Annotated in this window: 24 protein-coding genes and 1 tRNA gene; 15 read left to right on the forward strand and 10 right to left on the reverse strand. The window is 67.1% G+C overall.

What is annotated here, in order from left to right; all coding sequences use genetic code 11:
- Window positions 1-4 precede the first annotated feature (4 nt).
- The 11 genes from mraY to lpxC all read left to right on the forward strand — a co-directional run bounded on the left by mraY (window position 5) and on the right by lpxC (window position 12,626).
- Window positions 5-1,174, forward strand: a complete 1,170-nt coding sequence (mraY, locus tag QZM72_RS09755) for a phospho-N-acetylmuramoyl-pentapeptide-transferase (RefSeq protein ID WP_006477019.1) — start codon at window positions 5-7, stop codon at window positions 1,172-1,174.
- A 28-nt stretch (window positions 1,175-1,202) separates the two neighbouring features.
- On the forward strand, window positions 1,203-2,711 hold the full coding sequence (gene murD / locus QZM72_RS09760) for a UDP-N-acetylmuramoyl-L-alanine--D-glutamate ligase (protein ID WP_089466601.1): 1,509 nt from the start codon (window positions 1,203-1,205) through the stop codon (window positions 2,709-2,711).
- On the forward strand, window positions 2,708-3,991 hold the full coding sequence (gene ftsW, locus QZM72_RS09765) for a putative lipid II flippase FtsW (protein WP_301737970.1): 1,284 nt from the start codon (window positions 2,708-2,710) through the stop codon (window positions 3,989-3,991). The genes murD and ftsW overlap by 4 nt, the downstream gene beginning before the upstream one ends.
- Window positions 3,988-5,091, forward strand: coding sequence for an undecaprenyldiphospho-muramoylpentapeptide beta-N-acetylglucosaminyltransferase (gene murG, locus QZM72_RS09770; RefSeq protein WP_301737971.1), 1,104 nt, complete (start codon window positions 3,988-3,990; stop codon window positions 5,089-5,091). Before ftsW ends, murG begins: the two co-directional genes overlap by 4 nt.
- A complete protein-coding gene (murC, locus tag QZM72_RS09775) occupies window positions 5,088-6,485 on the forward strand; it encodes a UDP-N-acetylmuramate--L-alanine ligase (protein WP_089466604.1) in 1,398 nt (465 codons plus the stop codon). Before murG ends, murC begins: the two co-directional genes overlap by 4 nt.
- Before the next feature lies 1 nt (window position 6,486).
- A complete protein-coding gene (locus tag QZM72_RS09780; RefSeq protein WP_089466605.1) occupies window positions 6,487-7,428 on the forward strand; it encodes a D-alanine--D-alanine ligase in 942 nt (313 codons plus the stop codon).
- Window positions 7,429-7,447: 19 nt separating this feature from the next.
- On the forward strand, window positions 7,448-8,200 hold the full coding sequence (locus QZM72_RS09785; protein WP_006477014.1) for a cell division protein FtsQ/DivIB: 753 nt from the start codon (window positions 7,448-7,450) through the stop codon (window positions 8,198-8,200).
- A gap of 26 nt (window positions 8,201-8,226) precedes the next feature.
- Window positions 8,227-9,459, forward strand: coding sequence for a cell division protein FtsA (gene ftsA, locus QZM72_RS09790; RefSeq protein ID WP_006487138.1), 1,233 nt, complete (start codon window positions 8,227-8,229; stop codon window positions 9,457-9,459).
- 116 nt (window positions 9,460-9,575) lie between these two features.
- Window positions 9,576-10,772: a cell division protein FtsZ gene (ftsZ, locus tag QZM72_RS09795; protein ID WP_006477012.1), complete on the forward strand. Its 1,197-nt coding sequence runs from the start codon at window positions 9,576-9,578 to the stop codon at window positions 10,770-10,772.
- Between the two features lie 189 nt (window positions 10,773-10,961).
- Window positions 10,962-11,468, forward strand: a complete 507-nt coding sequence (locus QZM72_RS09800; RefSeq protein WP_089466606.1) for a peroxiredoxin — start codon at window positions 10,962-10,964, stop codon at window positions 11,466-11,468.
- A gap of 240 nt (window positions 11,469-11,708) precedes the next feature.
- Window positions 11,709-12,626: a UDP-3-O-acyl-N-acetylglucosamine deacetylase gene (gene lpxC, locus QZM72_RS09805; RefSeq protein WP_089466607.1), complete on the forward strand. Its 918-nt coding sequence runs from the start codon at window positions 11,709-11,711 to the stop codon at window positions 12,624-12,626.
- An 82-nt stretch (window positions 12,627-12,708) separates the two neighbouring features.
- Here the strand turns inward: lpxC and QZM72_RS09810 are convergent, their stop codons facing one another.
- A complete protein-coding gene (locus QZM72_RS09810) occupies window positions 12,709-13,185 on the reverse strand; it encodes a DUF721 domain-containing protein (protein WP_301737972.1) in 477 nt (158 codons plus the stop codon).
- 256 nt (window positions 13,186-13,441) lie between these two features.
- Here QZM72_RS09810 and secA point away from each other — a divergent pair, with 256 nt between their 5' ends.
- From secA to QZM72_RS09830, 4 genes are all read left to right on the forward strand, one after another.
- Window positions 13,442-16,240, forward strand: a complete 2,799-nt coding sequence (secA, locus tag QZM72_RS09815; protein WP_089466608.1) for a preprotein translocase subunit SecA — start codon at window positions 13,442-13,444, stop codon at window positions 16,238-16,240.
- 142 nt (window positions 16,241-16,382) lie between these two features.
- Window positions 16,383-17,624 (forward strand): bifunctional glutamate N-acetyltransferase/amino-acid acetyltransferase ArgJ, encoded by a 1,242-nt coding sequence (gene argJ, locus QZM72_RS09820; RefSeq protein WP_301737973.1) that lies wholly within the window; start codon window positions 16,383-16,385, stop codon window positions 17,622-17,624.
- Window positions 17,625-17,643: 19 nt separating this feature from the next.
- Complete coding sequence (locus QZM72_RS09825; protein WP_089466610.1) at window positions 17,644-18,513, forward strand: ATP-binding protein; 870 nt, start codon at window positions 17,644-17,646, stop codon at window positions 18,511-18,513.
- On the forward strand, window positions 18,510-18,953 hold the full coding sequence (locus tag QZM72_RS09830; RefSeq protein ID WP_089466611.1) for an NUDIX domain-containing protein: 444 nt from the start codon (window positions 18,510-18,512) through the stop codon (window positions 18,951-18,953). The genes QZM72_RS09825 and QZM72_RS09830 overlap by 4 nt, the downstream gene beginning before the upstream one ends.
- Window positions 18,954-19,011: 58 nt before the next feature.
- Here the strand turns inward: QZM72_RS09830 and QZM72_RS09835 are convergent, their stop codons facing one another.
- The 9 genes from QZM72_RS09835 to QZM72_RS09875 form a co-directional block, all read right to left on the reverse strand.
- Window positions 19,012-19,212, reverse strand: a complete 201-nt coding sequence (locus QZM72_RS09835; protein ID WP_089466612.1) for a DNA gyrase inhibitor YacG — start codon at window positions 19,210-19,212, stop codon at window positions 19,012-19,014.
- Between the two features lie 28 nt (window positions 19,213-19,240).
- On the reverse strand, window positions 19,241-19,996 hold the full coding sequence (gene zapD / locus QZM72_RS09840) for a cell division protein ZapD (RefSeq protein WP_089466613.1): 756 nt from the start codon (window positions 19,994-19,996) through the stop codon (window positions 19,241-19,243).
- A gap of 106 nt (window positions 19,997-20,102) precedes the next feature.
- Entirely contained in the window at window positions 20,103-20,711 is a 609-nt protein-coding gene (gene coaE, locus QZM72_RS09845) for a dephospho-CoA kinase (protein ID WP_089466614.1), read from the reverse strand.
- Window position 20,712: 1 nt separating this feature from the next.
- Window positions 20,713-21,624 carry an A24 family peptidase gene (locus QZM72_RS09850; protein WP_089466615.1) on the reverse strand — a complete coding sequence of 304 codons (912 nt, stop codon included), beginning with the start codon at window positions 21,622-21,624 and terminating at the stop codon, window positions 20,713-20,715.
- 46 nt (window positions 21,625-21,670) lie between these two features.
- Window positions 21,671-22,882, reverse strand: coding sequence for a type II secretion system F family protein (locus QZM72_RS09855; protein ID WP_089466616.1), 1,212 nt, complete (start codon window positions 22,880-22,882; stop codon window positions 21,671-21,673).
- Window positions 22,879-24,168 carry a GspE/PulE family protein gene (locus tag QZM72_RS09860; RefSeq protein ID WP_179233365.1) on the reverse strand — a complete coding sequence of 430 codons (1,290 nt, stop codon included), beginning with the start codon at window positions 24,166-24,168 and terminating at the stop codon, window positions 22,879-22,881. The genes QZM72_RS09855 and QZM72_RS09860 overlap by 4 nt, the downstream gene beginning before the upstream one ends.
- A 100-nt stretch (window positions 24,169-24,268) precedes the next feature.
- Window positions 24,269-25,561 carry an HlyC/CorC family transporter gene (locus tag QZM72_RS09865; protein WP_089466618.1) on the reverse strand — a complete coding sequence of 431 codons (1,293 nt, stop codon included), beginning with the start codon at window positions 25,559-25,561 and terminating at the stop codon, window positions 24,269-24,271.
- Window positions 25,562-25,702: 141 nt separating this feature from the next.
- Window positions 25,703-25,779 (reverse strand) — tRNA-Pro (locus QZM72_RS09870).
- Window positions 25,780-25,928: 149 nt separating this feature from the next.
- A complete protein-coding gene (locus QZM72_RS09875; RefSeq protein WP_301737974.1) occupies window positions 25,929-26,924 on the reverse strand; it encodes a polyprenyl synthetase family protein in 996 nt (331 codons plus the stop codon).
- Between the last annotated feature and the right edge of the window lie 45 nt (window positions 26,925-26,969).

Here is a 26,969-nt window from a genome sequence, read left to right on the forward strand (position 1 = left end):
AAGCATGCTGCTGGCGCTGGCGCAATGGCTGCAAGGAGACGCAAGCTTTTTGCGCTTGTTCACGTACCTCACGTTCCGGGCGGTGATGGCTACCATCACGGCGCTCGGGATCGGGCTCGTGTGCGGACCGTGGGTGATCCGCAAGCTGACGCAAATGAAGGTCGGGCAGGCCGTGCGCAAGGACGGCCCGCAGACCCACCTCGTCAAGTCAGGCACGCCGACGATGGGCGGCGTGCTGATCCTGATCGGCATCGCGGTCGCGACGCTGCTGTGGGGCGACCTGACGAACCGGTTCATCTGGATCGTGATGCTCGTCACGTTCGGCTTCGGCGTGATCGGCTGGGTCGACGACTACCGCAAGGTCGTCCACAAGGACCCGCGCGGGATGTCGTCGCGCGAGAAGTATTTCTGGCAGTCGGTGATCGGACTGTTCGCGGCCGTCTATCTCGCGTTCAGCGTGTCCGAGGCGAACAACGTGCGCGTGTTCGACCTGTTCATGGCGTGGGTGCGGAGCGGCCTGTCGATGGGGCTGCCGGCGCGCGCCGACCTGATGCTGCCGTTCCTGAAGTCGATCAGCTACCCGCTCGGCGTGTGGGGCTTCATCGTGCTGACCTACTTCGTGATCGTCGGTGCGAGCAACGCGGTGAACCTGACCGACGGCCTCGACGGCCTCGTGATCATGCCGGTCGTGCTGGTCGGCGCGTCGCTCGGTGTGTTCGCGTACGTGATGGGCAGCGCGGTCTATTCGAAATACCTGCTGTTCCCGCACATCCCGGGCGCGGGAGAACTGCTGATCTTCTGTTCCGCGATGGGCGGGGCCGGGCTCGCGTTCCTCTGGTACAACACGCACCCCGCGCAGGTGTTCATGGGCGACGTCGGCGCGCTGGCGCTGGGCGGCGCGCTCGGCACGGTCGCGGTGATCGTGCGTCAGGAAATCGTGCTGTTCATCATGGGCGGCATCTTCGTCGCGGAAACGCTGTCGGTGATGTTGCAGGTGTCGTGGTTCAAGTACACGAAGAAGCGTTACGGCGAAGGGCGGCGCCTGCTGAAGATGGCGCCGCTGCATCACCATTTCGAATTGTCCGGCTGGAAGGAAACGCAGGTGGTCGTGCGTTTCTGGATCATCACGCTGATGCTGTGCCTGTTCGGTCTGACCACCCTCAAGCTGCGGTAAAGGAAAGGTAACAAGGATGTCTGGCGAGATGTTTGGAGATCGGCAACGGCCGATGGTGCTCGTACTGGGGCTCGGGGAATCGGGTCTCGCGATCGCGCGATGGTGCGCGAGGCACGGGTGCCGGCTGCGCATCGCCGATACCCGCGAGGCGCCGCCGAACCTTGCCGCGCTGCAGGCCGAAGGCATCGATGCGGAATTCGTCGGCGGGGCGTTCACGCCCGCGCTGCTCGACGGCGGCGTCGAGATCGTCGGGCTGAGCCCTGGCCTGTCGCCGCTGGAGCCGGCGCTCGCGGGCCTGGTCGCGGCCGCGAACGAGCGCGGCATCGCGGTGTGGGGCGAGCTGGAATTCTTCGCGCAGGCGCTGCGCGCGCTCGGCACGAGCGGCTACCAGCCGAAGGTGCTCGCGATTACCGGCACCAACGGCAAGACCACGACGACGAGCCTCACGGGCCTGCTGTGCCAGCGCTCGGGCAAGAAGGTCGCGGTCGCGGGCAACATCAGCCCGGCGATGCTCGACCGGCTCGCGAACGCGATCGACGAAACCGCGCTGCCCGACGTCTGGGTGCTCGAACTGTCGAGCTTCCAGCTCGAGACCGCGCGCACGTTCGCGCCCGATGCGGCCGCGATCCTCAACATCACGCAGGACCACCTCGACTGGCACGGCAGCTTCGACGCGTACGCGCAGGCAAAGGGCCGGATCTTCGGCGCGACGACGACGCGCGTGCTGAACCGCGACGACGCGGCCGTGATGAAGTTCGCGCCGGCAGCCGGCGCGGCCGACGCGCCGCGCACGGTCACGTTCGGCCTGAACGAACCGACGCAGGACGGCGACTACGGGCTGTCGCGCGACAACGGCATCGCATGGCTGGTGGAAGCCGTGGATCGCGACGCGCCGGATGAAGCGACGACGACCCGCCGGCGCAAGCGCGACGCGCATACGCCCGACATTGCGCAGAAGCGCCTGATGCCGGCCGACGCGCTGCGCATCCGCGGGCTGCACAACGCGGCGAACGCACTGGCCGCGTTCGCGCTCGCGCGTGCGATCGATCTGCCGGCCGCGCCGCTGCTGCACGCGCTGCGCGAATACCGCGGCGAAGCGCATCGCGTCGAAGTGATCGCGACGATCGACGACGTCGACTATGTGGACGACAGCAAGGGCACGAACGTCGGCGCGACGGTGGCCGCGCTCGACGGGCTCGCGCAGAAGATCGTGCTGATCGCGGGCGGCGACGGCAAGGGGCAGGATTTCGCGCCGCTGGTCGCGCCGGTCGCGCGCTGGTGCCGCGCGGTGATGCTGATCGGTCGCGACGCGCCGGCGATCCGCGACACGCTCGCCGAAACGGCCGTGCCGCTGGCCGACCACGCGACGCTCGAAGCAGCGGTGCACGCGGCAGCGGAACTCGCCGAGCCGGGCGACGCGGTGCTGCTGTCGCCCGCGTGCGCGAGCCTCGACATGTTCAGGAACTACGCCCATCGCGCGGAAGTGTTCCGCGCGGCGGTGGATGAAGTCGCCATCGACAAAGGAGCGACGTCATGAGCTGGTCCGATCGCCTCGTCTCCCGTTTCAACGACCGGCGCGACACCGGCGGCAATGCCGCTGGCGGCCGCGTCGCGTCGGCCACGCGCGCCGCGACGGGTGGCCTCGCGAGCGTCGTCAACGGCGTGCGGCCGAGCCGCTCGCGGATGCTCGATTTCGACTATTCGCTGCTGTGGGTCGCGATCGCGCTGCTCGGGCTCGGCGTCGTGATGGTGTATTCGGCGTCGATCGCGATGCCCGATTCGCCGAAATACGCGTCGTATCACGATTACGCGTTCCTGATGCGCCACTGCGTGTCGCTCGGCGTCGCGTTCGTCGCGGCGGTGATCGCGTTTCGCGTGCCGGTGTCGACCTGGGATAAATACGCGCCGCATCTGTTCCTGATCGCGCTCGTCGGTCTCGTGATCGTGCTGATCCCGCACGTCGGCAAGGGCGTGAACGGTGCGCGCCGCTGGATTCCGCTCGGCATCACGAACATGCAGCCGTCGGAAATCATGAAGCTCGCGGTGACGATCTACGCGGCGAACTATACGGTGCGCAAGCAGGAATACATGCAGAGCTTCGCGAAGGGCTTCCTGCCGATGGCGTTCGCGGTCGGCCTGGTCGGCGCGCTGCTGCTGCTCGAGCCCGACATGGGCGCGTTCATGGTGGTCGCCGCGATCGCGATGGGCGTGCTGTTCCTCGGCGGCGTGAACGGCAAGCTGTTCGGCGGCCTCGTCGCGACGGCGGTCGGCACGTTCTCGATGCTCGTGTGGCTGTCGCCGTGGCGTCGCGAGCGGATCTTCGCGTATCTCGATCCGTGGGACGAGCGCTACGCGCAGGGCAAGGCTTATCAGCTCACCCACTCGTTGATCGCATTCGGCCGCGGCGAGTGGTTCGGCGTCGGCCTCGGCGGCAGCGTCGAGAAGCTGAACTACCTGCCCGAAGCGCATACCGACTTCATCCTCGCGGTGATCGGCGAGGAACTCGGCTTCGTCGGCGTGCTGGTCGTGATCCTGCTGTTCTACTGGATCGTGCGCCGCGCGTTCGAGATCGGCCGCCAGGCGCTCGCGCTCGATCGCACGTTCGCGGGCCTGATGGCGAAGGGCATCGGCATCTGGTTCGGCGCGCAGACGTTCATCAACATGGGCGTGAACCTCGGGCTGCTGCCGACCAAGGGGCTGACGCTGCCGCTCGTGAGCTACGGCGGTTCGGGCATTTTGCTGAACTGCGTCGCGCTCGCGGTGCTGCTGCGTGTGGACTACGAGAACCGGGTGCTGATGCGCGGAGGGAAGGTATGACCGCGTCGCAACGCACGCTGATGGTGATGGCAGGCGGCACCGGGGGCCACGTGTTCCCGGGGCTCGCGGTCGCGCACCGGATGGAGGCGGCGGGCTGGCGCGTCGTATGGCTCGGCAATCCGGCCGGGATGGAAGCGACGCTCGTGCCGAAGCACGGCATTCCGATGGAATACGTGCGGTTCGGCGGGCTGCGGGGCAAGGGCCTGAAGACCAAGCTGACGCTGCCGGTCAACCTGCTGCGCGCATGCTGGCAGAGCCTCGGCGCGCTGCGCCGCGTGCGGCCTGACGTCGTGCTCGGGATGGGCGGCTACATCACGTTTCCGGCGGGCGTGATGACCGCGCTGTCGGGGCGGCCGCTCGTGCTGCACGAACAGAATTCGATCGCGGGCCTGACGAACAAGGTGCTCGCGAAACTCGCGAAGCGCGTGCTCGTCGCATTCCCCGGCGCGCTGCCGCACGCGGAATGGACGGGCAACCCGATTCGCGCGGAACTTGCGCACGCGGAACCGCCCCAAGCACGCTATGCGTCGCGCAGCGGCCCGCTGAACGTGCTGGTCGTCGGCGGCAGCCTGGGGGCGGCCGCGCTGAACGAAGTCGTGCCGCGCGCGCTGGCGCTGCTGGCGCCGGGCGAGCGCCCGCGCGTCGTGCACCAGGCCGGCGTGAAGCACATCGAAGCATTGAAGGCGAATTACGAAGCGGCCGGTTTCGCGGCCGGCGAAGACGTGCGGCTCGTGCCGTTCATCGACGACATGGCGGCCGCGTATGCGGCGGCGGATCTGGTGATTTGCCGGTCGGGCGCGATGACGGTGTCGGAGATCGCGGCGGTGGGCGTGGCGGCGCTGTTCGTGCCGTTCCCGTACGCGGTCGACGATCACCAGACGACCAACGCCGCGTTCCTCGCCGATGCGGGCGCGGCCGTGCTGGTGCAACAACGCGACCTGTCGGCGGAACTGCTCGCCGACTGGCTGCGCAGCCAGTCGCGGGCATCGCTCGCGGAGATGGCGGAACGTTCGCGCTCGCTCGCGAAGCCCGAGGCCACCGACGAAGTCGCGCGCATCTGCGCGAAGGCCGCCGGCGCGAACCTGGAAATAGTGCAATGAAACACATCGTCAAACACATTCATTTCGTCGGGATCGGCGGCGCGGGCATGAGCGGCATCGCCGAAGTGCTCGTCAACCTCGGCTACGAGGTCAGCGGGTCCGACCTGTCGCGCAATGCGGTGACCGATCGCCTCCAGGCGCTGGGCGCGCGGATCGCGATCGGCCACGACGCGGCGAACATCGAGGGCGCGAACGCGGTCGTCGTGTCGACGGCCGTGCGCTCGGACAACCCGGAAGTGCTGGCCGCGCGCGCGAAGCGCGTGCCGATCGTGCAGCGCGCGGTGATGCTGGCCGAACTGATGCGCCTGAAGCAGGGCATCGCGATCGCCGGCACGCACGGCAAGACCACGACGACGAGCCTCGTCGCGAGCGTGCTCGCGGCGGGCGGGCTGGACCCGACCTTCGTGATCGGCGGCCGGCTGATCAGCGCCGGCGCGAACGCGCGGCTCGGCACGGGCGACTTCATCGTCGCCGAGGCCGACGAGTCGGATGCGTCGTTCCTGAACCTGTATCCGGTGATCGAAGTCATCACGAACATCGACGCCGACCACATGGACACCTACGGCCACGATTTCGCGCGGCTCAAGCAGGCGTTCATCGAATTCACGCAGCGCCTGCCGTTCTACGGCAGCGCGGTGGTGTGCGTCGACGATCCGAACGTGCGGCAGATCATCCCGTTCATCTCGAAGCCGGTCGTGCGCTACGGCCTGTCGCCGGACGCGCAGGTGCGCGCGGAAGACATCGACGCGCGCGACGGCCGGATGCATTTCACGGTGATCCGCGAAGGGCGTGCGCCGCTCGCGGTGGTGCTGAACATGCCGGGCCTGCACAACGTGCAGAACGCGCTCGCGGCGATCGCGATCGCGACCGATCTCGGCGTGTCGGACGACGCGATTCAGCTCGCGCTGGCGGAATTCAACGGCGTCGGCCGGCGCTTCCAGCGCTACGGCGACGTGCCGAGCGCGGACGGCGGCCAGTACACGCTGATCGACGATTACGGTCATCACCCCGTCGAGATGGCGGCGACGATCGCGGCCGCGCGCGGCGCGTTCCCGGGCCGCCGCCTCGTGCTGGCGTTCCAGCCGCACCGCTACACGCGCACGCGCGACTGCTTCGACGATTTCGTCAACGTGCTGTCGACGGTCGATGCGCTGGTGCTGACGGAAGTCTACGCGGCCGGCGAGGCTGCGATCCCGACGGCCAGCGGCGACGCGCTGTCGCGTGCGTTGCGCGCGGTGGGCAAGGTCGACCCGGTGTTCGTCGCGACGGTCGACGACGTGCCGGACGCATTGGCGAAGGTCGCACGAAACGGCGACGTGGTGATCACGATGGGCGCGGGTTCGATCGGCGGCGTGCCGGCGAAGGTCGTGCAGAACACGCAACAGAAGGGATGACATGAGCGGGATCGATCCGAAACGTTTCGGCAAGGTGGCGGTGTTGTTCGGCGGCGAATCCGCCGAGCGCGAGGTGTCGCTCACCTCGGGCCGCCTCGTGCTGCAGGGCTTGCGCGACGCAGGCGTCGACGCGCATCCGTTCGACCCGGCCGAGCGGCCGCTGTCGGCGCTGAAGGACGAAGGCTTCGTGCGCGCGTTCAATGCGCTGCACGGCGGTTACGGCGAGAACGGCCAGATCCAGGGCGCGCTCGATTTCTACGGCATTCGCTACACGGGCAGCGGCGTGCTCGGCTCGGCGCTCGGCCTCGACAAGTTCCGCACGAAGCTCGTGTGGCAGCAGACGGGTGTGCCGACGCCGCCGTTCGAGACGGTGATGCGCGGCGACGACCTGGCCGCGCGCGCGACCGACATCGTCGCGAAGCTCGGGCTGCCGCTGTTCGTGAAGCCGGCGAGCGAAGGCTCGAGCGTCGCGGTGCTGAAGGTGAAGACGGCCGACGCGCTGCCGGCCGCGCTCGCGGAAGCCGCGACGCACGACAAGATCGTGATCGTCGAGAAGAGCATCGAAGGCGGCGGCGAATACACCGCGTGCATCGCCGGCGATCTCGACCTGCCGCTGATCAAGATCGTGCCGGCGGGCGAGTTCTACGACTACCACGCGAAGTACGTCGCCGACGATACGCAGTACCTGATCCCGTGCGGCCTGCCGGCGGCACAGGAGGCGGAACTGAAGCGCATCGCGCGTCGCGCGTTCGACGTGCTCGGCTGCACCGACTGGGGCCGCGCGGATTTCATGGTCGACGCGGCCGGCAATGCGTATTTCCTGGAAGTGAACACGGCCCCCGGGATGACCGACCACTCGCTGCCGCCGAAGGCCGCGCGCGCGGTCGGCATCGGCTATTCGGAGCTGGTCGTGAAGGTGCTGTCGCTCACGCTCAACGACTGACCCAGGAACGGAACGACGTATGTGGAACAACGTTCGCCAACTCAACCTTGCCGCCAGCGCGCTGTACGCGCTGCTGCTGCTCGTGTTGGCGGCGGCCGGCTGCTACTGGCTGATCCAGCGCCCGACGTTCGCGCTGCGGGAGATCCGGATCGACGGCGACACCGAGCACATCAACTCGCCGACGGTGCGCGCGGGCGTGGTCGGCCGGCTGAAGGGCAATTTCTTCACGGTCGATCTCGATACGGCGCGCGCGGCGTTCGAGCAGATGCCGTGGGTGCGTCACGCGAGCGTGCGCCGGGTGTGGCCGAATGCGCTGGCTGTCACGCTGGAGGAGTACAAACCGCTCGGGACCTGGGGCAGCGATCAGCTGGTGAGCGTCGACGGCGAGCTGTTCACCGCGAACCAAGGCGAGCTGGAACAGGAACTGCCGGCGTTCGACGGCCCGGAAGGCAGTGCGAAGGAAGTCGTCACGCGGTATCGCGACTTCGGGAAATGGTTTGCGCCGCTGAAGGCGGCGCCGGAAGAAGTGACGCTGTCGGCGCGGTACGCGTGGACGGTGAAGCTGTCGAACGGCATGCAGGTCGAGCTGGGCAAGGAACGCAACAGCGACACGCTGCATGACCGGAGCCAGCGCCTGGTCGCCGCGTGGCCGGCCGTCACGGAGCGTTGGGGCAACGACATCGAGTACGCGGACCTGCGCTATCCGAACGGATTCGCGATTCGCGCGGCAGGCATGCGGTTCCTGACCGATACCGACAAGCGCAAGAAGTAACGAGAGATCACACGCAAGAGCACTTTATGAGCAAAGACTACAAGGATCTGCTGGTTTCCCTCGACATCGGCACGTCGAAGGTGGTGGCCATCGTCGCCGAGCTGAAGGGCGAGGGTCACTACGAGGTGATCGGTCTCGGCCAGAGCGAGTCGAAGGGTCTGAAGAAAGGTGTGGTGGTCAACATCGAGGCCACCGTGCAGTCGATCCAGCGCGCGCTCGAGGAAGCCGAGCTGATGGCCGACTGCAAGATCACCAACGTGTTCACGGGGATCGCGGGCAGCCACATCCGCAGCTTCAACTCGAGCGGGATGGTCGCGATCAAGGACAAGGAAGTCACGCAGACGGACGTCGCGCGCGTGATCGAGACCGCGAAGGCGATCAACATCCCGACCGACCAGCAGGTGCTGCACATCCTCACGCAGGAATTCATCATCGACGGCCAGGAAGACGTGCGCGAGCCGATCGGGATGAGCGGCATCCGGCTCGAAGTGAAGGTGCACATCGTGACGGGCGCGGTGAGCGCCGCGCAGAACATCGTCAAGTGCGTGCGCCGTTGCGGGCTGGAAGTGAACGACCTGATCCTGCAGCCGCTCGCATCGTCGCTGGCGGTGCTGACCGAAGACGAGAAGGATCTCGGCGTGGTGCTGGTCGACATCGGCGGCGGCACGACGGACATCGCGATCTTCGCGGAAGGCGCGATCCGCCACACGGCGGTGATCCCGATCGCCGGCGACCAGATCACGAGCGACATCGCGATGGCGCTGCGCACGCCGACGCCGGATGCGGAAGACATCAAGGTCGGCTACGGGATCGCGAAGCAGGCGCTCGCCGATCCGGACGAAATGGTGGAAGTGCCGGGCCTCGGCGAACGCGGCCCGCGCACGCTGTCGCGCCAGGCGCTGGCGGCCGTGATCGAGCCGCGCGTCGAGGAACTGTTCTCGCTCGTGCAGCAGGTCGTGCGCGAGTCGGGTTACGAAGAACTCCTGAGCTCCGGCGTGGTCATTACCGGCGGCGCGTCGATGATGCCCGGCATGGTCGAGCTCGGCGAAGACATTTTCCTGAAACCGGTGCGCATCGGCGCGCCGGAATATGCAGGCGGCCTCTCCGACGTCGTGCGCAACCCGCGCTACTCGACGGCGATGGGGCTGCTCGTCGAAGGCAGTGCGCAGCGCATGCGCGGCCGCAAGGTCGCCGTGCAGTCCGGCAACGCGGGACAGGTGTTCTCGCGGATGAAGGAATGGTTCCTGAGCAACTTCTGACGAATCGTATCGAATCGAAATTCGCGCTGGTGCCGGCGGCTGGCGCGCGACAGGGGGTTGCCCGATCTCCTGCCGAATAACGGCCGAGTAGCAGTCATTCTCTTGACGGAGGCAACATGGAATTCGAAATGCTGGAAACCGAAACCAACGGCACCATCATCAAGGTGGTCGGCGTTGGCGGCGCTGGCGGCAATGCCGTCCAGCACATGATCAACCGCGGCGTGCAGGGCGTCGACTTCATCGTGATGAACACGGACGCCCAGGCGCTGTCGCGTTCGCGCGCATCGTCGGTGATCCAGCTCGGCAACACGGGTCTGGGCGCCGGTGCGAAGCCGGAAATGGGTCGTGCGGCAGCGGAAGAAGCGCGCGAGCGCATCGCCGACGCACTGCGCGGCGCGCACATGGTGTTCATCACGGCCGGCATGGGTGGTGGCACGGGCACGGGCGCGGCGCCGGTGGTCGCGCAGATCGCGAAGGAGATGGGCATTCTGACGGTCGGTGTCGTCAGCAAGCCGTTCGAGTTCGAGGGCGGCAAGCGCATGCGCGTCGCCGAAGCTGGCTCGCAGCAACTGGAGGATCACGTCGACTCGCTGATCGTCGTCCTGAACGACAAGCTGTTCGACGTGATGGGCGATGACGCCGAGATGGACAAGTGCTTCCAGTGCGCGGACGACGTGTTGAACAACGCGGTGGCAGGCATCGCGGAAATCATCAACGTCGACGGCCTCGTGAACGTCGACTTCGAAGACGTGAAGACGGTGATGGGCGAGCAGGGCAAGGCGATGATGGGCACGGCGACGGTCGCCGGCGTCGATCGCGCACGCCTCGCGGCGGAACAGGCCGTGGCGAGCCCGCTGCTCGAAGGCGTCGATCTGTCGGGCGCGCGCGGCGTGCTGGTCAACATCACGTCGAGCCGTTCGCTGCGCCTGTCGGAAACGCGCGAAGTGATGAACACGATCAAGAGCTACGCGGCGGAAGATGCGACGGTGATCTTCGGGGCGGTGTACGACGACGCGATGGGCGATGCACTGCGCGTGACGGTCGTGGCGACGGGTCTGGGCCGTGCGGCGAAGAAGCAGCAGTCGGCACCGATGACGCTGCTGCGCACCGGTACGGACAACCAGCCGGTCAGCGCGGTGTCGCACGGCTATGCGCAGCCGCATCACGTCAGCACGGCCGACTACGGCGCGCTCGATACGCCGGCGGTGTGGCGCAATTCGCGCGAAACCGCGGCATCGCACGTGCAGGCGCTGCAGGAGAAGGGTGTCGACACGTACGACATCCCGGCTTTCCTGCGCAAGCAGGCTGACTGACGACGCACACAGGCGAAGCCGCGGCGAAGTTGCCGCGGTAACGCCGGCGTGACGGATGCCACGGACCACGACAGGCCGCGTCGGATGCGACGCCGGGCCGGGAAACGTGCCCTCTTCGCGTGAGCGAAGCGGGATGGGCCGTGCTGTCCGCGACACGCTGAAAAACCGTATCGCTATGAGGGACCAGCCATGATTCAAGTGGGCGACGCGCTGCCCGACGCGCAATTGTTCGAGTTCGTCGACGACGCGCGCGAAGGGTGCACGCTGGGGCCGAACGCCTACAGCGTGCGCGATCAGGTTGCGGGAAAGCGGGTGGTGATCTTCGGATTGCCGGGCGCGTTCACGCCGACCTGCTCGGCGCAGCATGTGCCGGGCTACGTCGAACACGCCGAGCAATTGCGCGCGGCGGGTGTCGATGAGATCTGGTGCGTGTCCGTCAACGACGCATTCGTGATGGGCGCATGGGGACGTGATCTGCACACCGCGGGCAAGGTGCGCATGATGGCGGACGGCAGCGCGGCTTTCACTCATGCGCTGGGGCTGACGCAGGATTTGTCCGCGCGTGGCATGGGAATGCGTTCCCTGCGCTACGCGATGGTGATCGACGGCGGTGTGGTCAAGACGCTGGCCGTCGAGGCGCCGGGCAAATTCGAAGTGAGCGATGCGGCGAGTGTTCTCGCGACGTTGACGCTCTGATCGTGCGGTGCGCCGTTGCCTTCCGGCAACGTTGCTCACCGGCCTCGGGGCAGTTGTAACACGGGCCGATGACCGGAAACGCCTCCGTTCCGGGCATCGGCCCGTCCCGTATCGGCACGGGTAAACTGTCGAAACAGATTGATACGCAGTTTCAAACAGCGTTGAATTGGGAATTACGCTATAATACAGCCTATCGAATATAACTCCTGATTGATATCTTCAATCAAGACAAAGAAGACCATGTTGAAGCAGCGCACCATCAAATCCATCGTGAAGACCGTGGGTATCGGTCTCCACTCGGGCCGCAAGGTCGAACTGACGCTCCGTCCGGCTGCGCCGGGCACGGGTATCGTGTTCTCGCGCGTCGACTTGCCCACGCCCGTCGATATTCCGGCCTCCGCGATGTCGATCGGGGACACGCGGCTCGCGTCGGTGCTGCAGAAGGATGGCGCGCGCGTGTCGACGGTCGAGCACCTGATGTCGGCGTGCGCCGGCCTCGGCATCGACAACCTCTATGTCGACGTGACGGCCGAGGAAATCCCGATCATGGACGGCAGCGCGGCGTCCTTCGTGTTCCTGATCCAGTCCGCCGGCATCGAAGAGCAGAACGTGCCGAAGCGCTTCATCCAGGTGAAGAAGCCGGTCGAAATCCGCGAGGGCGACAAGTTCGCGCGTCTCGATCCGTATTTCGGCTTCAAGCTGAAGTTCACGATCGACTTCCGTCACCCGGCCGTCGACAAGACCGGCCAGGAATTGGAGGTCGACTTCGCGAATACGTCGTATGTGCGTGAGATCGCGCGCGCGCGCACGTTCGGTTTTGCCCATGAAGTCGAAATGATGCGCGAGCTGGGTCTCGCCCGCGGCGGCAGCATGGACAACGCGATCGTGCTCGACGAGTACCGGATCCTGAACAACGACGGCCTGCGCTACGACGACGAGTTCGTGAAGCACAAGATGCTCGACGCGATCGGCGACCTGTACGTGATCGGCCATCCGCTGCTGGCGTCGTACACTGCGTACAAGTCGGGTCACGGCCTGAACAACGCATTGCTGCGCGAGCTGCTCGCGCATGAAGACGCTTACGAGATCGTGACGTTCGACGATCCGCAGGCTGCGCCGAAGGGGTTCGCGTTCGACGCGCAGACCGCCTTCGCGTGATCGGCACTCGTTACCGCAAGTGATAAAAAGCGACCCTCGGGTCGCTTTTTTGTTGGCCGGCCGCCGGCGGCGACCTGTGCGGTCAGCGCGGCTTCGCGCCGTGCCGCGCCGCCATCCGTGCGAGCGCGGCCTGCAGCGGCGACGGTTCGAGATGGTCGGCGAGATCGCGCAGCGCGGCGGCGCCGACCGACGTCATCCGCGCCTGCTTCACGTGCGGCGGCTCCGGCGCGTCCTTCGGCCGCACGCGCACGCGCAGCGTCGTCACGGGCCAGCCGCGCTTCTGGAGATCGCCGAGCAGCCGCACTTCGACCTGTCGCAGCCGCGCGGCCAGCGCATTGTGCGCGGCAAAGAGGGTCAGGGTACCGTCCTTGACGAAGCCCGGTTCGACGTGATTCGCGAGATAGTCGGGCAGGCACTCGCCGAGGTCGCGCTGCAGTGACGCGATCTGCTCGACGCCGGCGCGCAGCGCCGCGAATGCGTCGGTACGACCGAGCACTTCGGACACGGGTTGCGGGCGATAGGCGGCGAGCGGGCCGAAACGCTTGGAAAATCGGTTCATCGAGGCTTTCTTCGAGCGCACACGCGCGCGGACGGTGCAGCCGATTGTACCCGCGCCGGCCCGTGCACGGGCGGCTTTCGGCTCGGTCCGCCCGGCTCCGGCGCGCGATGGCCGTCCGGCCGGGACGCAGGCGCGCGCGTTCCCGCGTGCTAAAATTCGACGTTTGAGTCCACTAATTCGCTAAGCCGCCGAGGCTCGGGCGCCGGGGCGCGCAACACGCGCCGGGCGCCGGTGCTGCGACGCAGGGTCCGATCCGATGACAACCGGTTTTCTCCAGAAAATTTTTGGCAGCCGCAACCAGCGGCTCGTCAAGCAATACCAAAAGACCGTCGCGACGATCAATGCGCTCGAAACGCAGATCGAGAAGCTGACGGACGACCAGTTGCGCGGCAAGACGGACGAATTCCGCCAGCGGGTCGCGGGCGGCGAGTCGCTCGACAAGCTGTTGCCCGAGGCCTTCGCGGTCTGTCGCGAAGCGAGCCGCCGCGTGTTGAAGATGCGGCACTTCGACGTGCAGATGATCGGCGGCATGGTGCTCCACTACGGCAAGATCGCGGAAATGCGCACCGGCGAGGGCAAGACGCTCGTCGCGACGCTGCCCGTGTACCTGAATGCGCTGGCCGGCCGCGGCGTGCACGTCGTGACCGTCAACGATTACCTCGCGCAGCGTGACGCCGAATGGATGGCGCGCCTCTACAACTTCCTCGGTCTGTCGGTCGGCATCAACCTGTCCGGCATGGAACACGACCAGAAGCAGCAGGCGTACGCGGCGGACATCACGTACGGCACGAACAACGAATTCGGCTTCGACTACCTGCGCGACAACATGGTCTACGAGACCGACGCGCGCGTGCAGCGGGCGCTGAACTTCGCGGTCGTCGACGAAGTGGACTCGATCCTGATCGACGAAGCGCGTACGCCGCTGATCATTTCGGGCCAGGCCGAGGATCACACCGAGCTGTACGTGCGGATGAACGCACTGCCGCCGCTGCTCGAGCGCCAGATCGGCGAAGAGAAGGCCGACGGTACGGGCGTCGAGAAGCCGGGCGACTACACGCTCGACGAGAAGGCGCGCCAGGTGTTCCTGACGGAATCGGGCCACGAGAAGGCCGAGCGCCTGCTCGCCGAATGGGGCCTGATCGGCGAGGGCGAAAGCCTGTACGCGCCGCAGAACATCACGCTGATGCACCACGTGTACGCGGCGCTGCGTGCCCACACGCTGTTCCACAAGGATCAGCACTACGTCGTGCAGAACGGCGAAGTGGTCATCGTCGACGAATTCACGGGCCGCCTGATGGCCGGCCGCCGCTGGTCCGACGGCTTGCACCAGGCGGTCGAGGCGAAGGAACACGTGAAGATCCAGAGCGAGAACCAGACGCTCGCGTCGATCACGTTCCAGAACTACTTCCGGATGTACGCGAAGCTGGCCGGCATGACCGGTACCGCGGACACGGAAGCGTACGAATTCAACGAGATCTATGGCCTCGAGACGGTCGTGATCCCGACCAACCGTCCGCCGAAGCGGATCGACAAGCAGGACCAGATCTACAAGACGGCCAAGGAGCGCTACGACGCGGTGATCCGCGACATCCGCGAGTGCTACGAGCGCGGTCAGCCGGTGCTGGTCGGCACGACGTCGATCGAGAACTCGGAACTGCTGTCGCACCTGCTGAAGCAGGCCGGGCTGCCGCACGAAGTGCTGAACGCGAAGCAGCACGAGCGTGAAGCGGCGATCGTCGCGGAAGCCGGCCGTCCGAAGCGCATCACGATCGCGACCAACATGGCCGGTCGCGGTACCGATATCGTGCTCGGCGGCAACGCCGAGAAGCAGGCCGCGTTCATCGACGCCGACGAAGCGATCCCGGCCGACGAAAAGGCACGCCGCATCAAGCAACTGCACGACGAGTGGGAAACGTTGCACGAGCAGGTGAAAGCCGCGGGCGGCCTGCACATCATCGGCACCGAGCGCCACGAATCGCGCCGGATCGACAATCAGCTGCGCGGCCGCGCGGGCCGCCAGGGCGATCCGGGTTCGTCGCGCTTCTACCTGTCGCTCGACGATCCGCTGCTGCGCATCTTCGCGGGCGACCGCGTGCGCTCGATCATGGACCGCCTGAAGATGCCGGAAGGCGAGGCGATCGAGGCGGGCATCGTCACGCGGTCGATCGAATCGGCGCAGCGCAAGGTCGAAGCGCGCAACTTCGACATCCGCAAGCAGCTGCTCGAATACGACGACGTGTCGAACGACCAGCGCAAGGTGATCTACCAGCAGCGCAACGAACTGCTCGAGGCGCACGACATCACCGAGACGATCACCGCGATGCGTCACGGCGTGATCACCGAAGTCGTCCGCCAGTTTGTGCCGGAAGGCAGCATCGAAGAGCAGTGGGACGTGCCCGAGCTCGAGGAAGCATTGCGCAACGACTGGCAGCTCGACCTCGCGATCCAGGAAATGGTGAACGAGTCGTCGTCGATCACGGCCGACGAGATCCTCGACGCGGTGACGACGGCCGCCGACGAGCAGTACGAGGCGAAGGTCGCGATGGTCGGCCGCGAATCGTTCAGCGCGTTCGAGCGTTCGGTGATGCTGCAGACGGTCGACCGCCTGTGGCGCGAGCACCTCGCGGCGCTCGACCATCTGCGTCAGGGCATCCACCTGCGCGGCTATGCGCAGAAGAATCCGAAGCAGGAGTACAAGCGCGAGGCGTTCGAGCTGTTCGCCGCGATGCTCGACGCGATCAAGCAGGAAGTCACGCGCATCGTGATGAACGTGCAGATCCAGTCGCCGGAGCAGCTGGAAGAAGCGGCCGAGCAGATCGAGGAGCGCGGCGGTCATCTCGAGAACGTCGAATACCAGCACGCCGATTACGCGGACGCCGGTGCGCCGGTGGCGAACGTCACGGCCGCCGCGGCGGCCACGGCGACGGCCGACATGGTCGGCAGCGCGATGACGCACAGCGGGCCCGGCGGCGAAATGCCGAAGGTCGGCCGCAACGATCCGTGCCCGTGCGGCAGCGGCAAGAAGTACAAGCAATGTCACGGGAAGCTGTCATGATCGGCGGCGGCGCGCGTCACGCGTGCCGCGTCGTTCGCAGTTTCGAGTCAGTGATGTGAGTTGTGGCGGCCCGCGTGGGGCCGCCGGTTCTTCCAATCGATGCCGGCGCGTGCCGGCATTTTCCATCCGGCAGGTGTGCCCCATGGCTGTCAATTTTCCGTCGATCGATCCCGCCCAACTGCATCCCGTCGCCGGCGTCACGCTGGGCTGGGCGGAAGCGAACATCCGCAAGCCGAATCGCAAGGACGTGCTGGTCATCTCCGTCGACGAAGGCGCGACGGTCGCGGGCGTATTCACCGAAAACCGTTTCTGCGCAGCGCCGGTCACCGTGTGCCGCGAGCATCTGGCGAAGGTGCGTGCGGGCGGCGCGGGCATCCGCGCGCTGGTCGTGAATACGGGCAATGCGAACGCGGGCACCGGCGAGCCGGGCCTCGTGAACGCTCGCGAGACCTGCACGGAGCTCGCGCGCCTCGCGGGCATCGAGCCGGCGCAGGTGCTGCCGTTCTCGACCGGCGTGATCCTCGAGCCGTTGCCGATCGAGCGCCTGAAGGCCGGCCTGCCGGCCGCGCTCGCGAACCGCAAGGCCGCGAACTGGTTCGACGCCGCACACGCGATCATGACGACCGACACGCTGCCGAAGGCGACGTCGCGGCAGGTGACGATCGACGGTCACACGGTCACGCTGACGGGCATCAGCAAGGGGGCGGGCATGATCAAGCCGAACATGGCGACGATGCTCGGCTTCCTCGCGTTCGATGCGAACGTCGCGCAGCCGGTGCTCGACACGCTCGTGAAGGAAGTCGCCGACCGCTCGTTCAACTGCATCACGATCGACGGCGACACGTCGACCAACGACTCGTTCATCCTGATCGCATCGGGCAAGAGCACGCTGCCGGCCATCACGTCGACCGATTCGCCGGCCTATGCGGCGCTGCGCGACGCGGTGACGGAAGTCGCGCAGGTGCTGTCCCAGCTGATCGTGCGCGATGGCGAAGGCGCGACGAAATTCATGACGGTGCAGGTCGAAGGCGGCAAGAGCGTCGCCGAATGCCGCCAGATCGCGTACGCGATCGGCCATTCGCCGCTGGTGAAGACGGCCTTCTACGCATCCGACCCCAACCTCGGCCGGATTCTCGCGGCGATCGGCTATGCCGGCGTCGCGGATCTCGACGTCGGCAAGATCGACCTCTATCTCGACGACGTGCTCGTCGCGAAGGCGGGTGGCCGCAACCCGGCCTACCAGGAAGAGGACGGCCAGCGCGTGATGAAGCAGAGCGAGATCACGATCCGCGTGCTGCTCGGCCGCGGCGACGCGCACGCCACCGTCTGGACGTGCGACCTGTCGCACGATTACGTGAGCATCAACGCGGATTACCGCTCCTGAGCGGAAGCACTCGAACGACATGGACAAGCTTGAACAGTTTCTGACGCGCGCGGAAGCGCTGCTCGGCCGTCTCGAAGGGATGCTGCCGCCCGCACCGGCGGCCATCGACTGGAACGCGGCCCACGCGTTCCGCTGGCGCAAGCGCCAGGGGCGCGGTTATCTGCAGCCGGTGCCGGCCGTGTCGTCGATCACGCTCGGCGACCTGCACAACATCGATCGCCAGAAAGCGCTGATCGACCAGAACACGCGGCAGTTCGTGCAGCGCAAGCCGGCCAACAACGTGCTGCTGACCGGCGCACGCGGTACCGGCAAGTCGTCGCTGATCAAGGCGTGCCTGAATGCGTACGCGAACGACGGGCTGCGCCTGATCGAAGTCGACAAGGACGACCTGCACGATCTCGGCGATATCGTCGATCTGATCTCGCAGCGTCCGGAGCGCTTCATCGTGTTTTGCGACGATCTGTCGTTCGAGGACGGCGAATCGGGCTACAAGGCGCTGAAGGTCGCGCTCGACGGGTCGATCGCCGCGCAGTCGGACAACGTGCTGATCTACGCGACGTCGAACCGCCGCCATCTGCTGCCCGAGTACATGAGCGACAACGAGTCGTACAAGCATCTGCCGGACGGCGAGATTCACCCCGGCGAAGTCGTCGAGGAGAAGATCTCGCTGTCGGAGCGCTTCGGCCTGTGGGTCAGCTTCTATCCGTTCAAGCAGGACGACTACCTCGACATCGTCGCGCACTGGCTGCGCCACTTCGGCTGCCCGGATGCGGAGATCGAGACCGCGCGCGGCGACGCGCTCGTATGGGCGCTCGAGCGCGGTTCGCGCTCGGGCCGCGTCGCGTGGCAGTTCGCGCGGGACTGGTCGGGCCGCAAGGAGCAGGTATGAGCGCGGATCAGGCACAGGGCGCCGCGCGGGCGCCGGACGGTCGCAAGGTGACGGAAGTCGCGGTTGGCGTGATGGTGCAGCCGGATGGCAGGTATCTGCTCGCGCAACGCCTGCAGGGCAAGCCGTACGAAGGTTACTGGGAGTTTCCCGGCGGCAAGCTGGAGGCCGGCGAAAGCGTCGAGGATGCGCTGGCGCGCGAACTGCACGAGGAGCTCGGCATCGAGGTCACGGCCAGCCACCGCTGGCACACGCTCGAGCACGATTATCCGCACGCGTACGTGCGGCTCTATTTCTGCAAGGTGACGGGCTGGACGGGCGAGCCGCACAGCAAGGAAGGGCAGGCGTTCGTGTGGCAGCAACTGCCGGTCGAGGTCGCGCCGCTGTTGCCGGCGGCGCTGCCGGTGCTTGAACTGCTCGAGCAGGAAGCGGCGTCGCAGTGACGCCGTGGCGGCCCGCCTGAAACGCGGGCCATATCGGCGGACGGTGGCGTCGCGCCGCTCAGCTGTCGCGGCGGTTGTCCGTGCCGTCCTCTTCCGACGACGGGCCCTCGTCGGCGGAACCGCCGATCCGATACTTCTCCGCGGCCCATGCGCCGAGGTCGAGCTGCTTGCAGCGGGCCGAACAGAAGGGACGGAACTTGTTTTCAGGCGTCCAGCGCACTTCCGCGCCGCACGAAGGGCATTTCACAACGGTAGTCATACGAAAGCATCGATCCGGCACGCGGCCGTTACAGATTACACAGTGTCAGATGGAACGGTACGTCGATGTCCACCGCACGCGGCCGTACATCGCCGTCCTGCATGGTGAACCGCACCCACAGCATGTATTTGTTGGCGCTCGCCTCGGGAATCACGCGCAGTTCCGGCGACACGCGCACCTGCATCAACTGGTAGCTGCGGCCGGACAGCATCTGCTGGTAACTGCCCTGCATCGCCATGACCTTCGACGCCTGACCCGATTCGCGCGCGAGCCGCAGCACGATCGCCGCCGCGTCGCGCAACGGCAGCAGCGGCAGGATCCACTTCGTGATGTCCTGGCGCCGCTGCTCGGCGGGCCATTGTTGCCACGCGTAGTACGACGGCAGGTCGAATTTGCACGTGCCGCCCGGAATCACCGCGCGGCTGCGGATGCTGGCGAGCCACTCGTTGTCGACGAGGTGCTGGCCGGTCTTGCCCTGCATCTGCGCGAGATTCGCGAGCGTCTGCTCGATTTCGCCGAGCACGGCCTCGAGCGCGTTCTGCTCGATGCCCGGATTGCCGCGAAAGGGGGCGAGCGTCTGCCGTTGACGTTCGAGCTCCTTCATCAGATCCGATTTCAGGTCCGCGCGGCCCGTTACCTCGGCGATTTCGAACAGCGTCGTCAGCGCGACGTGGTGTTCACGCGGGTCCTCCTGAGCCAAAAAGAACGCGAAGCGCTCGAATAGATCTTCGAGACGCAACAGCGTGCGAATTCGCTCGTTGAACGGATACTCGTAAAGAATCAAGCGCGCTCGCCTCTTGGGTAGGGATTGAAACAATGAAGGACATTCTAATGCCCCCTCTCTACCCTAGCAACGCGCCAATTTCGTACACCATCACGATGCGCGATGCTCAGCGCGCGGCGGCCGCGAATCCGACATAGCGTTGGTGCAGTGCATCGACCTGCGCGGCGAGCGCGGCGGGCGTGACCGCGTCGTTGACGATCACGTCGTCGGCCGCCGCGAGGCGGGCTTCGCGCGTCGCCTGTCTGGCGATGATCGCTTCAACCTGTTCGCGCGTGAAACCGTTGCGCCGCATCACGCGCGCGATCTGCGTTTCGACCGGGCAGTCGACGACGAGCACGCGATCGCTGCGCGCCTTCCAGGTGCCCGACTCGACGAGCAGCGGCACGACGAACATCACGTACGGGCCCCGTGCTTCGCGCGCCTCGCGATCGGTCTCCGCGCGGATCAGCGGATGCGTGATCGCTTCGAGGCGGCGGCGCGCATCGTCGTCGCTGAAGATCAGCGTGCGCATCTTCGCGCGATCGAGCGAGCCGTCGGAGGCCACGAAGTCGCGACCGAAGGCCTGTTCGATCGCCGGCATCGCGAGGCCGCCCGGCGCGGTGATGCGGTGGGCAATCAGGTCGGTATCGACGAGCGATGCGCCACGGGCGCCGAACAGATCGGCAACGGTCGTCTTGCCGCTGCCGATGCCGCCCGTGAGTCCTACGGAAAACATGTCAGCCTCCGAGCGCCACATAGAAAGGGGTGCCGAAAAACAGCGTGGCGGCGCCGCCGGCCGCGAGGAACGGGCCGAACGGAATCGGCTCCTCGAAGCGCATGCGGCCGCGCCAGGTCGCGACGAGCCCGACGATCGCGCCGGTCACCGCCGCGAACAGCACGACCTGCGGCAGGGCGGCCCAGCCCATCCACGCGCCGAGCGCGGCAAGCAGCTTCAGGTCGCCGAAACCGATGCCCTCGATGCCGCGCAGCCATTTGAACAGCCAGTAGATCGACCACAGGAACAGGTAGCCGGCCATCGCGCCGATCACGGCCGAGCGCAGCGACGTGAAGGTACCGCCAAGGTTCAGCACGAGCCCGGCCCACAGCAGCGGCAGCGTCATCGAGTCGGGCAGGTAGCCGGTCCGGATGTCGATCGCGCTCATCGCGAGCAATGCCGCGCACAGCGCGAACGCGGCAAGCGCGGCGACGGTCGGGCCGAACGCCGCGAGCGAGCCGGCGGCGAGCCCTGCGCACGCGATCTCGACGAGCACGTAGCGGACGCCGATCGCATGGCCGCAGCGCCGGCAGCGCCCGCGCAGCATCAGGTAGCTGACGACCGGGATGTTTTCCCACGCGCGCAGTACGTGGCCGCAATGCGGGCAGGCGCTGCGCGGGCGCCACAGATCGTAGCGCGGCGGATAACCGTCGTCGGGCGGGGCGCCCGCGGTGCCGGTCGCCTCGGCGATCTCGGCCTGCCACGCACGCTGCATCATCACGGGCAACCGGTGCACGACGACGTTCAGGAAGCTGCCGATGCAAAGGCCGACGACGATCGCGAACGCATACTGCAGCGCGGGCGGCAGCATCGCCAGCGCGAGCAGCGTGCTCTCGGGCGAATCGGGAACGGCGGGCAGGGGCGCTGGCGTCATGAGGCTCAAGGTTCGGACTTAAAAGGCGACAGAATCGGTTGCGATGCTACACCACGTTGCCGAGTTGAAGGATCGGCAGGTACATCGCGATCACGAGGCCGCCGACGAGTGCGCCCAGGACGATCACGATCAACGGTTCGCCGAGCGCCGCGAGCGCATCGAGGCGCGCATCCAGCTGGCGCTCGCACAACGCGGCGATGTCCGCGAGCATCGTGTCGAGCGCACCGGTTTCCTCGGCGACGGCGATCGGTTGCACGACGTCGTCCGGAAAGCAGCCGGCCGAATGCATCGCATCGGCCAGACGTACGCCGCGCAGCACACGTGCGGCGACGTGCGCGGTGGCGTGCGCGAACACCGGATGGCCGGCCGTGCGCTCGAGCGTCGCGAACGCATCGGCGAGCGGCACGCCGGCGCCGAGCAGGGTCGCCAGCGAGCGGCACCAGCGTGCGGCCGCGAATCGCTCCAGCGCGCTGCCGACGAGGGGGGCGCGCAGCAGGCGCCGCGCGAGCGCGTGACGCAGCGCGGCCGAGCGCCGCAGCGCGTGCTGCGCGGCAAGCCCGGTGGCGGCCGCGCCGGCCAGGAGCACACCGCCCCACGCCGACAGCGCGGCGGACAGCGCGAGCAGCGCGCGGGTCGGCGCGGGCAGGGCGGCGCCGAAACCGTCGAAGATCTGCCGGAAGGTCGGTACGACCCACACCATCAAGGCGGCCGAGATCGCGAGCGCGAACAGGATGACGGCGGCCGGATACGCGAGCGCGGCCCGCAGCTTGCGCCATTGCGCATCGGCGCGCTCGCGATGTTCCGCGACCCGCGTCAGCACGACGCCGAGCGAACCGGACGCCTCGCCGACCTCGATCAACTGACGATACAGCGTGCCGAATTGCGATGGATAGCGTGCGAGCGCATCGGCGAAGCGCCGGCCGCCGACGATTTCGCGGGCGAGCCCCGCGGCAATGCGCGGCACGCCGTCGCGCGTGCGGGTGCGCGCGAGCATCTCGAGCGACGGCGCGAGCGGCAGGCCGGCCTGCAGCAGGCTCGCGAGCTGGCGCGTGAAGCGCGTGATGTCACGCGCGGCCGCCGCAGGCGCACGGGCCGGCCCGCGGACGTCGAGCGACAGCACCGCGATGCCGTCGCGCGCGAGCGTGGCGCGCGCGGCCGCGGCGTCGAACGCGATGACGGTCCCGCGACGCGGCGAGCCGTCGCGATGGCGGCCGCGCCATGCAAAGCGGGTTTCGCGCGGTGGCGTGCGCACGTTCACGCCGCGGGGGTGGCGGCGACGGCTTCCGCGATGCTCGTCGTGCCGTCCATGACGCGCGCGAATGCCGCGTCGCGCAGCGTGCGCACGCCCTCGGCCGCCACGCACTGCGCGAGTTCGCCGACGCTCGCCCGCGCGACGATGCGCTCGGCCAGCCCGGGCGATACCGGCATCGTCTGATGCAGGCCGATGCGCCCGCGATAGCCGATCCCGTGACAGGCGGAACAGCCGCGGGCGACGAACGGCCGCCAGCCGGCCGCCAGTGCCGCCGGGTCGCAGCCGGCTTCCCGCAGCGCGCGCGCCGATGCGTCCGAATGCGCGCGGCAGGCGACGCACAGGCGCCGGACGAGGCGTTGCGCGGTGACGAGGTGCAGCGCGGCCGCGAGGTTGTACGGTGCGACGCCGATGTCGAGCAGCCGCGCGACGGCGGCCGGCGCGTCGTTCGTGTGCAGCGTCGACAACACGAGATGGCCGGTCTGCGCGGCCTTGATCGCGACATCGGCCGTCTCCGCATCGCGAATCTCGCCGACCATGATGACGTCCGGGTCCTGTCGCAACAGCGCGCGCAGCGCCGTCGCGAACGTGAGCCCTGCCTTGTCGGCGACCCCGACCTGATTGATCCCGTCGAGCTGGATCTCGGCAGGATCCTCGACCGTGCAGACGTTGCGCGCGTCGCGATCGAGCATTTGCAGCGCGCAGTAGAGCGACAGCGTCTTGCCGCTGCCGGTCGGGCCCGTGACCAGCACGAGGCCGTGCGGCGCGCGGATCGCGGCCTCCATCGCGGCCGCCTGCCGCGCGTCGAAGCCGAGGATTGCGAGCGTGAGATCGGGCGGCAGCGTTTCGAGCCGCCGCAGCACGAGCTTTTCGCCGAACAGCGTGGGCAGCGAACTGACGCGATAGTCGCCGCGCATGCCGCCGTCGATCGCGATGCGCAGCCGGCCGTCCTGCGGGAGCCGCCGTTCGGCGATGTCCATGCGCGAGAGCACCTTGATCCGGGTGACGAGCGCATCGCGCAGGTGCAGCGGTGGCCGCGCGTGTTCATGCAGCACGCCGTCTATGCGCAGACGGATGCGCCAGCCGGCTTCGAACGGCTCGACGTGGATGTCCGACGCGTCGCGCACGCGCGCCGCGTGCAGCGTGTCCGTCAGCAGCCGTACGGCGGGGGCATCGTCGAGTTGGGCCGCATCGAGTGCATGGGGCGCGGCGGTGGGCGGCGCGTCGGCGGGCGCGGGCGCCGACTGCGCGTGCGGCGACGCCGCTGAGGAAGGGAAGTGCATGTGAGCCGGCATGTTGGCCGCCTGTTGACCGTGATGCGCAGATGATCGCGCGTCGCGGGCGGCGCCGGCAGTCGGCCGTTCGGCCAGGGCCTGTTATTGGCGCGAGCGGGCCCTAGCGCGACGCGGCGCGACCGGCGCGCGCGCCGCGCGGCTTGAAGAGCTTGACGGTGCGTACAGCCTGATCGTCGCTGCGCATCACCTCGAGCATCACGTCGCCGATTTTCAGGCACACGTCGTCTTCCGGAATTTCCTCGAGGATCTCGAGCACGAGTCCGTTCAGCGTCTTCGGGCCGTCGGTCGGCAGCTTCAGGTGCAGCCAGCGGTTCAGTTCGCGCAGCGGCATGCTGGCCGAGACGATGCATTCGCCGTTCTCGTCCCATCCGCCCGCGCGCTCGCTGCGCGGCATCGACGTCGTGAATTCGCCGATCAGTTCCTCGATGATGTCCTCGGGCGTGACGAGCCCTTCGAGTTCGCCGTACTCGTTGACGACGAGCGCGGTGCGCTGGCGGGTTTCCTGGAAGAACTGCAACTGCTGGACCACCGGCGTGCCGGACGGCACATAGTATGGTTCGGCGAGCAGCGCGCGCAGCGTCTCGCGGTCGAAATCCTGGTTGTGCAGCGCGGTGAGCGTCTTGCGCACGTGCAGCACGCCGAGCACCTTGTCGATGTCGCCTTCGTAGACGACGAGCCGGTTGTGATAGCAGGTTTCGAGCTGATGCAGGATGTCGTCGAGCGGCGCGTGGAAGTTGAGCGACTCGATCTGGCGGCGCGGCACCATCACGTCGTCGACCGTGATGTTCTCGAGGTCGAACAGGTTGAGCAGGATGCTGCGGTGCTTGGTCGGCATGAAACTGCTCGATTCGAGCACGATGGCGCGCAGCTCGTCGGCCGACATCCGCTGGTCGCGGCCCTTTTTCGTGTTGATGCGCAACACCCACAGCACGCCGTTCGCGAGCGCGTTGACGAACCACACGACCGGCTTGAACACGCGCATCAGCGGTGCGATCACGAGGCTCGCGGGCAGCGCGATGCGTTCGGGGAACGTCGCGCCGACGATCTTCGGCGCGATTTCCGCGAACACGATGATCAGGAACGCGACGACACCGGTCGCGATCGACAGCGCGAGGTTGTTGCGCCCGAACGTATGGAGCGCGAGCGACGTCGTGAGGACCGGGATGATCGTGTTGAACAGGTTGTTGCCGATGAGGATCACGCTGAGCAGCAAGTCAGTGCGCGTGAGCAGCCCCTGCGTGGTTTTCGCGCCGAGTGCGCCTTGACCTGCGAGATGCTTCAGCCGATGGCGGTTGAGCGCCATCATCGCGGTCTCGGAAATGGAAAAGAAGCTGGAACAGAGGAGAAGCAGGAAGACGGCGCCGATTTGCGCCCATAAGGGAATTTGGTCCACGCGTTGGAAAGGGCAGTGAAGGACAGGGATGGGGGAAATATAGCAGAGGCCGGCGACCGCGATGTGTCGCGCGCGACACGCGGGGCCCGCGGCGGCCGGACGAAAAAAAACCGTGCACGCGGTGCACGGTTTTTTTAAATCTGGTCGGGGTGAGAGGATTCGAACCTCCGGCCTCTACGTCCCGAACGTAGCGCTCTACCAGGCTAAGCTACACCCCGATTTTTGCTCTTCGGACTTCGCCCTCTTCGTTAAGAATCGCTGCGTCGTCACAAGCAAGAACGTAACTATAACGATGTTTTTTCTAAAAGGGAATACTTCGATGAAGAAAATTTTCGAGATAAGGCATCGCTTCGCGTTCGCGGCGTGTTTACGATTGCCGCGACGTCGAGTATGAGCACAACCCGAGCAGGCTTTCCTTGTAAATCGAATCGGGGAACGCGGCAATCGCCGCGGCTGCCGCCTGCGCTTCCTGGCGTGCGCGTTCGAGCGTGTGATCGAGCGCGCCCGAACGCGTGATCGCTTCGAAAATCGTGTCGAAGCGATCGGTGCCGCCCTGTTCGATCGCCTCGCGTGCGAGCGCCGACTGTTCGGGCGTGCCGCGTTCGATCAGATAGATGAGCGGCAGCGTCGGCTTGCCTTCGCGCAGGTCGTCGCCGGCATTCTTGCCCATCGCCTCGGCCGTGCCTGCATAGTCGAGCCAGTCGTCCATGATCTGGAACGCGGTGCCGATCCGGCGGCCGTATTCGGCGGCTGCCGCCTCGGTCGGCGCATCGGCGCCCGCGAGCACCGCGCCCAGGCGCGCCGACGCCTCGAACAGCTTGGCCGTCTTGTAGCGGATCACCTGCATGTAGCGCGTTTCGTCGACGTCCGCGTCGTGCATGTTGAGGAGCTGCAGCACCTCGCCTTCCGAAATGATCGTCGTCGCTTCGGACAGGATCTCCATCACGCGCATCTTGCCGACGCCGACCATCATCTCGAACGAACGCGAGTAGAGGTAGTCGCCTACCAGCACGCTCGCCGCGTTGCCGAACAGCGCATTGGCGGTCTGGCGGCCGCGGCGCAGCTCGGATTCGTCGACGACGTCGTCATGCAGCAGCGTGGCCGTGTGGATGAACTCGACGACGGCGGCCAGCACGTGCCGCTGGTGCGACGTTTCGCCGAGCGCGCCGGCGACGAGCAGCAGCAACGCCGGACGCAGCCGCTTGCCGCCCGCGCCGATGATGTACTCGGCGATCTGGTTGATCAGCAGCACGTCGGACGCGAGGCTTTGCCGGATAACGCGATTCACCTGCTCCATGTCGCTGGCGATCGGGGCGAGCAGGTGGGCGGCGCTGAGGGTGGGGGAGGCGGTGGACGACGACATGATGATGGAATTGGGTGATGCGGCGGATTATAAGTCGAATCCGCG

The organism is Burkholderia sp. AU45388 (genome assembly GCF_030481585.1).
Taxonomy (GTDB): domain Bacteria; phylum Pseudomonadota; class Gammaproteobacteria; order Burkholderiales; family Burkholderiaceae; genus Burkholderia; species Burkholderia sola.